Genomic DNA, 5461 nt, shown 5'->3' with positions numbered 1-5461 from the left:
GGGAAGAGAGAATGGAGCAGTGGCAAACGGCCCTGAATCGAGTTATAGTGTGTTTGGTAATTTTGTTTATTGAGCATGAACATATTTTACCAAAAAAGGCACCTCATCCATTACGGATCAGGTGCCTTTTTTTATTTTTGGACTGTCAGAAATTTAACAGCCCCTTTCTTATGATCAGGATAATCCTGCTGCATAATACGGAGGTTTCAGAATTTTTTGGTCCCTATTGCTCTGTCCTGATCTTCTCTGATATTCCATAACCGTTTAGTCAAGGTAGACCGAATCATCCGAAGCTTTTCGAACGTAATTGAGCATCGGCTGATCAATCTGTCTGGCCAGAATTTCTCTGGCATCACTGAGCGCACATTCCATGATGGCCGGGTCCTTATCAAAATCACCAAGAATAAATGCAGGAAGACCCGATTGTCTGGTTCCAAGCAGATCCCCTGGACCTCTTAGCTTTAAATCATAATCCGAAATGGAAAAGCCATCGAGCAGCTGTTCCATCATTTTCATCTTTTCAATAGCCATGGCATCTTTCGTATCCGCAAGTAGCCAGCACAGGCCCTGCACTTTTCCTCTGGCCGCCCGGCCCCGAAGCTGATGAAGAGTAGATAAGCCAAAATGGTTGGCATCATAAATCACCATCATTGTTGCATTGGGGACATCGATTCCTACTTCGATCACCGTGGTTGAAACCAGAACATTAAGCTGTCCGCTTTCAAACTCTTTCATGACCTGTTCTTTTTCGGCCTGTTTCATCTGTCCGTGAAGCAGGCCAATCCGGATTCGATCCTGAAAAGTCTGTACCATTCCCGCATAGATCTTTTCTACAGAATGAATGTCTGTTTCAGGGTTATCTTCAATAGCCGGACAAACGACATAAAGCTGTCTTCCTTCTTTGATTCCTTCCAGAACCTCTTTTAGAATCGGACCCATGCTTGCACCTCTGACAAATTTTGTCTTCACCGGCTGGCGCCCTGGGGGAAGAGTTCTAATGGATGAAAGCTGGATATCACCAAATAAAAAGTGAGCATATGTTCTTGGAATCGGAGTCGCAGACATCATCAGAAAATCCGCTTTGACTCCCTTTTCGATCAGAGCTCTTCTTTGACGCACCCCAAAGCGCTGCTGTTCATCTACGATCACCAGGCCTAAATGGTCAAATTCAACACTCTCCTGAAACAGAGCATGCGTTCCAACAACCACCTGGATTTCTCCGTTTTTTAGCTGATCAAGAATTTCTCTCTTTTCCTTCTTCTTTAACGATGCTGCATACAGTCTGGCGGGAATATCCAACTTTTTCAGATTTTCCAGATGTTGAGCAGCCAGAATTTCGGTTGGAGCTAAAAAAGCACTCTGAACTCCGGAAAGTCTGGCTGCTTCGATTGATAAGGCGGCTACCGCCGTTTTTCCACATCCGACATCGCCCTGCACCATTCGATACATCTGGGTATCACTGCGCAGATCTCTTAGAATGTCGTCGAGTGCCTTTCTTTGATCTGCCGTCAGCTCATAAGGAAGAGCAGATATCTTTTCTTCAAGCAGGGACTGGTCAAAGATTTTGGATTCTCCAGCGACCACTGAATTCTGAGTCGCCTGAAGGACGGATTGAAAGCACAGGAATTCTTCATACTTCAGAGTCCGGATGGCCTGATGGAGTTTCTGATCATCAGGGGGTTCATGAATCCATAACAGAGCCTGTTCATGACAAAGAAGCCGATACTTTTTACGAAATCTTTCCGGCACTAAATCCGGATCATGCTTTACGTATTTTAAGGCTTTCTTCATCATCGCCTTCAGATCCGATTGCTTTGCCATTTTGACCAGTGAATAAACCGGGCGAAGTCCCTGCTGCTGATTAATCGGAATAAAGTTATAGCTGCTTGCGGTGACCTGATTTTTTCCCTGATAAATTCCAAAGATTGTAATCTGTTTGCCAAAAGGAAACTGCCCTGGCCAGGGCCGATTAAACAGGGTGACAGTAATTTCTTCATTCCAGCTGATCACTTTAAAACGGGTCATGCTTTGCTTGTTTCGAAGCTGAATCACACTGGGCATTGAAGAAATGACTCCTTCAAAAGCAACCGAATCCTGTGGATTCCATTGCTCATAGGGCACAGAAACGACCGACTCATAGCGGAATGGATAAGTATGCAGCAGCTCTTCCACCGATTGAATCTTCATTTTTTCCAGGATCTTCATTCGTCTGTCTGTTAACTTCAGTATCTCCAGTTTCAAGGCTGCCGCCTCCCTTCTTTTTCTCTATAGTCTTGTTGTTCTAGGCTTCTCTAACTTTCAATCCACTCAACAGGAATTGATTCAGGTGATTATTCATCAAGTTTTCTTTGCTCCATACGGATGCCGCCTTCTGGAAAATGGACATCAAACACATAGAAGCGTCGAATGTACATGGCATAGTTGATGATTGCCCAGGTAAAAACAAGACTGAACAATCCATCTAAAATGATCATCGCCACGATTTCCTGCGTCATAATGTCTGAGCCAAGCCTCCCCAACAGGGTGGCAAAACAAAATGGCTCGCCCATAAACAGGAAACTGACTAATAACGATCCCGGATTAAATCCGTTCACAATGGATAAGGGGCCGGCAAACATTGAATGCCAGATGACCAGGATCAAAAACAGGATCAGCCATGGATTGACAATTTTTAAAAAATTCTTCGAGAGACTTTCTCTGACTTGACGCAGCAGCAGTTCAAATTTCGCCTCTCCCTGTTCATATACACCGTAAAAGTAAAGAAGACTCGCCGGAATCATGCAAATCAGGAAAAAAGCGCAAAGAAATGCGGCGAACAGTCTGAAAATCAGATTTCCCTGCAGCATCCAGCTGCAAAAATAACCGCAAAGACATGCAGCCAGCCCCCATGTCAATGACCAGCCGCCAATTCGAAGCAATCTTGGCCGGCTAAGCGATCCTGCCTTCTTTGACCAGGCCAGAGATATCGCAAAATACTGTCCGAGGATATAAAACATCAGCCATATGATCGAAATAATTGAAAGCACCCATGAAGAGATCCCATCATTGATCGCAAGCAGAGTAAATCCGATGTATCCAAAAGAGTAAAACAGCGAAAAGAGTATGCTGTAGAACAGTGGTTTTAAAATCGTCGTAAATGCCGGACGAAATTTTTGTTCATGATCTGTATTCTGTTTGGAGAGATTCATTTCATCAATCCATTCCTTTCCAGTTTTAAATTGCCAATCAGGCTTCTAACAGAATTGGTTTTCCGTTTTCTACATGACCAACCTGATCAGTCCAGGCCCAGGGAATATCTATTTCTAAATAATCCATAGCCCATAAAAGAAAATCTTCATATCCTTCTCTTCCTGTCTCCTGCATGATTTTCGAAAAGCAGCCAAAGAGCACCTGCGAAGCCTGCTCAAACGCCTTCATCATATTTAACTGTTCCATCAGAGAAAGAAATTCGTATTTCGAGGTTCCCATTCCTTCAAGCACTAAAGTGTGGTCTGTTAAATCAGGAAAAGAATCGGTTCCTGCCAGCTTTAAAAAGCAGCGGATGTTTCCGCCCAGGCTTTTGCCTGTATTAAATTCATCCATCGAAAATCCCGATTTTTCTTCCGGAATATGAATCGATACAGAAAGTCTGGAATGCAAAGGATTGCTGCGGCAGGAGGTTTTTGGAATATCTCTTTCTTTGGATTGATTTGTAAGTCCAATCAGATCCTTATGGATATGAAGCAGTTCAAGAATCGTATTCAGGTTTCTCTGATAGTAGAGCGCATATAAAAGAGTGGGGCGCTGTGTTTTAAAACTGACCGCATTGAGCAGACAGGAAAGATCCGAAAAACCAGCAAAAATACATTTTGAGGCTTTATAGGCCGAATAATCAAGATAAGGAGCACACAGATTCGCCAGATTTCCACCGGAAATGTCAAAAATCCAATCATATTCCCCGCTTCTTAGTGCATGATTCCATTGATCAGCGCGAATTTTGGGATCAATCAGCCAACAGGGCTCGTCAGCCAGATCGCAATGAATGCCAGAACGTTTTAAATAACCCATCAGTCTCTGAATGGATTCAAGAGAACTTGCGGACAGCGGATCCGAGAGGACACTCAGAAAAATTTTCATATTTACACTCCTTAGGTTCATCGAAGATGTTGTTTTCAAAAAGAATAAAATCATCAGCACTTTCAACATTATAACAATCTGACTGAAGTAGAATAAATTCGTAGAAATTGAATAAACTATGGAGGTGAATTGCAGTGACAAAAAAATTTACGATCGAAATGGAAGACGGAAATAAGATTTCCGGTGAACTGTATCCGGATAAAGCACCAAAAACGGTAGAAAACTTTGAAACCCTCGCAAACAAAGGTTTTTATGACGGAGTCATTTTCCACCGTGTCATCCCCGGTTTCATGATTCAGGGCGGAGATCCAACCGGAACGGGTATGGGTGGTCCTGGACATACGATTCCAGGTGAATTCTCAGGAAATGGCTTTACGGGCAACGACCTGAAACATACCCGCGGTGTTCTTTCGATGGCTCGAACCATGGACCCCAACTCCGCTGGAAGCCAGTTCTTTATCATGCACGCCGATGCTCCGCATCTTGATGGGCAGTATGCTGCTTTTGGTAAAGTGACGGACGGCATGGATGAAGTCGATAAAATCGCTTCAACCAAAACCAACTATTCCGATAAACCGCTCCAGGATCAGAAAATCAAATCCATTCGAGTTACTGACTAAGATTTTATCCGAGGCATAAAAAGGCATTCCAGAATCACTTTTGGAATGCTTTTTTCTTTTATGATCATCCGACTTCTTGTGCACTTTCTGGCTCGCTACAATTTGATCAGAAAACCGATATTTTATTACTTATATTTACTATTCCGATTATATGTACAGTCATTTAACCCAGAACCGGCTAATATGAAGATGCTGACAGAACGATCCTTTCAGGCTTTGGAATTGCAGCTTCCTTCTGAACTTAACGTTCTGTTTGCGGATCTGAGTTTGCATAATTCATCTTCCTGTAAAAACAGATCCTTACTCTGAAGCTTGCAGCGCTTCAGAGTTTTTTTATATGGCTTAAACAAAAAGAAAGTAACCTTTTGAAATTTGCACGGGCTTAGATCCTCCGGTTCCAGTCGATATTCTGTATTCGACTAGAACTGGAGGATTTTATGCATAATTATCTGTTTTCCAAATCCCGTGAACTGAATCAGGAACAGTGGATGAACCTGGTTGATCAATATCAGGTGTCAGGTCTGACTCAGGCTGGCTTCTGCGTCCAAAACGGCCTGGCTTTATCCACCTTCCAGTACTGGCGCAGAAAAGCTGCCGCCGTATCGCCTGCTTCAGCGGCTCTTGAATTCGTAGAAATTGACAGGACGGTCTTCCTGGATTTGGAAGGATCAGACGAGAGTCCAAAGCCGGTGATTGAAATCACTGACAGCGACCGAACGATCCGT

At 43.4% G+C, this 5461-nt stretch carries 5 protein-coding genes; 2 read left to right on the top strand and 3 right to left on the bottom strand.

Going from position 1 to position 5461, the window contains the following annotated elements; genetic code table 11:
- Window positions 1-264: 264 nt before the first annotated feature.
- The 3 genes from BO222_RS09395 to BO222_RS09385 form a co-directional block, all read right to left on the bottom strand.
- Window positions 265-2241 carry an ATP-dependent DNA helicase RecG gene (locus BO222_RS09395; protein ID WP_075820470.1) on the bottom strand — a complete coding sequence of 659 codons (1977 nt, stop codon included), beginning with the start codon at window positions 2239-2241 and terminating at the stop codon, window positions 265-267.
- An 89-nt stretch (window positions 2242-2330) separates the two neighbouring features.
- Window positions 2331-3188 carry a hypothetical protein gene (locus BO222_RS09390; protein WP_075820468.1) on the bottom strand — a complete coding sequence of 286 codons (858 nt, stop codon included), beginning with the start codon at window positions 3186-3188 and terminating at the stop codon, window positions 2331-2333.
- Window positions 3189-3225: 37 nt separating this feature from the next.
- On the bottom strand, window positions 3226-4116 hold the full coding sequence (locus BO222_RS09385) for an LD-carboxypeptidase (RefSeq protein ID WP_075820466.1): 891 nt from the start codon (window positions 4114-4116) through the stop codon (window positions 3226-3228).
- A 134-nt stretch (window positions 4117-4250) separates the two neighbouring features.
- Between BO222_RS09385 and BO222_RS09380 the strand changes: the two genes are divergently transcribed.
- The gene (locus tag BO222_RS09380; RefSeq protein WP_430517242.1) at window positions 4251-4736 is read left to right on the top strand and encodes a peptidylprolyl isomerase; all 486 of its coding nucleotides are present in this window, start codon (window positions 4251-4253) and stop codon (window positions 4734-4736) included.
- A gap of 437 nt (window positions 4737-5173) precedes the next feature.
- Window positions 5174-5461, top strand: a 288-nt coding sequence (tnpA, locus tag BO222_RS09375) for an IS66 family insertion sequence element accessory protein TnpA (RefSeq protein ID WP_198931968.1), incomplete at its 3' end; no start/stop codon positions are given.

It is taken from the genome of Ileibacterium valens, assembly GCF_001945525.1.
GTDB classification, from domain to species: domain Bacteria; phylum Bacillota_I; class Bacilli_A; order Erysipelotrichales; family Erysipelotrichaceae; genus Ileibacterium; species Ileibacterium valens.
Note: the sequence above shows the minus strand (reverse complement) of the source record. Positions and strands in the feature narration are given on the sequence as shown.